This window comes from Rhodoferax sp. GW821-FHT07F03 (assembly GCF_059418745.1).
Map to the genome: position 1 here is coordinate 1 of NZ_JBWKQM010000028.1, position 2,444 is coordinate 2,444.

The window sequence follows — 2,444 nt, forward strand, 5'->3', positions numbered from 1 at the left end:
GTAGCGATGCGAATCCGCTTGGCCGCAGCCCAGTCGATGTGGGCGTTGGCGCTCATTACATCGACTTGGCCCTTGGCCTGGACTTTGAGTTCCCCCGCCTGGGCCTGGATGTCGATGTCGTCCTTGGCGGCGATGAGCTGCAGGCCGTTGTTGTTAGTTCCTGCTTTGACGGCCCCGGCCAGCACGCCGATGGCCTGGCCGGTGTGCACGCGCAGCTGGCCGCCACTGGCGAATTGGCTGTCCTGGCCGCTCATCAGGCTGGTGGTCTCGCCGTTGTTGAGTTGGATGTTCTGCCCGGCGACCACGCCCAGGCCGCCGCGTGCGGCAATGCCCAGCACCGCGTCGGTGCTGTGCGGTAGTTTGCCGTCGCTGGCTTGGGTGCTTTTGGCGGCGGCGTCACTTTGGGCCTGGGCCAGGCTGGCCGGGTCCAGCATGCCGCTGGCGGCGGTGTACAGGGCTTGCAGGGGGGCGGCTTGGTCGTTGAGTGCGCTGGCGTTGGCTTTTGTGCTGCCCACATGGCTGGCCAGGGCGACTGTCTGGTGCGTGGTGGCGGCCTGGCTGAAGGATGCGGCCAGGGTGCTGGCCTGTTTGAGCAGGGCCATGCCGGCGCTGTTGTCGCCGGCCGGGTCGCGGTGGCTGGCGCTGTGCTGTAGCGCATAGCTGCTGATGAGCAGGCCGGCGCCGGCGCGGATGGCGCCGTAAGCATCGGTACGCAGCTCGGTGCCGGTGCCGCGCAGGCTGCCCCGGTAGTTGTCTGCGGTGTGCAGCAGATGGCCCAGGTTGAGCTCGGTGGCGGCTTGCGTGGTTTTGAGCTGGATCCTGCCCTGGGGGCCTTGGCCGTCGGTATCGTCAAACACCAGCTGGTTGTAGCCGGTACCACCATATTCCTTGCTGCGGATACCCCACTGGGCACTGGCGTTGCGTTGGCCAGACGGTCCACTGCCTGCCGCAGCGCCATGCCAGACGGGGCTGTGCCCGCCCGCGCCCGTGCCGACCAGGTTGCCCTGGCCGCTGTAGCGGGTGTCGCTGGCGGCATCGAAGACGCTGGTGTCGGCATCGGCGTCCTGGGCACCGCCGGGGGAGGGCAGCACACCGCCTTCGCCCTGGCCGTTGTAGTGCGCGGCCACCGCGATGGGGCGGTCGATATCGCCTTCCAGAAACTGCACCTGCACCTCCTGGCCGATGCGGGGGATGAATTGCACGCCCATGCCGGCACCACTTCCTCCGCCCGCGCTGCGCTGCAGTACACGGACCCAGCAGGTGCTGGTGCTGTCGTCTGCACTCTCACTGCCCTGGCCCTGCCAGTGGAAGCGGATGCGGATGCGCCCCAGGCGGTCGGTGAAGGTCTCGTCCGCCCCGCTGGGGACTGTCTCGCCCTGGGCGCCGATGACGATGGCGGTCTGGCTACCCCAGGCGGTGGGGCGCGGGTTCAGCCGCAGGCCGGTGCCATCGGCCAGCACCGGGCGCCAGGGCTGCTGGGCGGCGATGGCTTCGAAGCGGTTGGCGTAGCCCAGCTTCTGGGCCTGGGCGATGAGGGCGGAGGTGGGGATTAAATCAACACGGGTGCTATCGAGTTCATAGCTGCTTGCGCAGGTGGAATCTGCGCTAGAGGCTGATTTGTCTTGTATCGATAGTTGCTGCAGTAGCTCGCCCAGCAGCTGCGACACCGGACCGAACAGCTCGGCCAGGGCTTCCTGGGCCGGGCGGGGCAGGTTGTTGATGCCGATGCTGGTGACGCCGAGCACCAGCAGTTCGGGGTTTTGGGTGCTGTTGTGGCTGCTGTCGGTGTTGGTTGCGTTACCGGTGCCAGACATCTGGCGCGGGCTGCCCACCAGGGCGAAGCGGGTGCCGGGGCGCAGGGTGCGCACGGTGCTGCGGCCCTGCCAGCGGCTGCGCTGGCTGTGGTGGGCCTGGGCGATGCGGTCGGCGGCGGCGCGGGCCTGGGTGGCGTCGGCAAAGGCGTAGCTGCCGGGGCTGTCATAGCTCTCCAGCTGGGGGGCGTTGGGGCCGCCGCTGAAGGGGACGTTGCTGGGGAAGAGGGGGATGCTGACGCTGCTGGAGGCCTTGGCTTTGTAGTCAAAGCTTTGCAGGCTGAGGCGTGCCGGGGGCAGGCTGCTGCTGTGCACCAGGGCCTGGATGGCGTCTTGCTCTTCCAGCGCGCTGGCGCCGTGGAAGCGGATGCCGGCGCCTCCCAGGGCGTGGGCGCTGGTGGCGTCTTCGGGGCAGGCGCTGGTCTGGCTGGAGTCGGCGAAGAGCACCAGCTGGTGGCCGCTGGGGGCGGAGTCGCTTTCTTCCACGCGCCAGCCCAGGCCTTCTTCGGCCAGCAGGCGGGAGACGAAGGCCAGGTCGGTTTCTCGGTACTGCACGCAGTAGCTGCGCTGGGGGGTGTTGCCCTGGGTGTTGCGCAGGAAGGGGCCAACTTCGTCGCTCCAGCGCCAGGCGGC

Annotated in this window: 1 protein-coding gene; it reads right to left on the reverse strand. The window is 68.7% G+C overall.

Annotated features, from left to right (window positions below; translation table 11 throughout):
• Nucleotides 1-2,444 (reverse strand): type VI secretion system Vgr family protein (locus AC07R0_RS25635; RefSeq protein WP_495107018.1); only part of this gene is annotated, 2,444 nt, incomplete at both ends.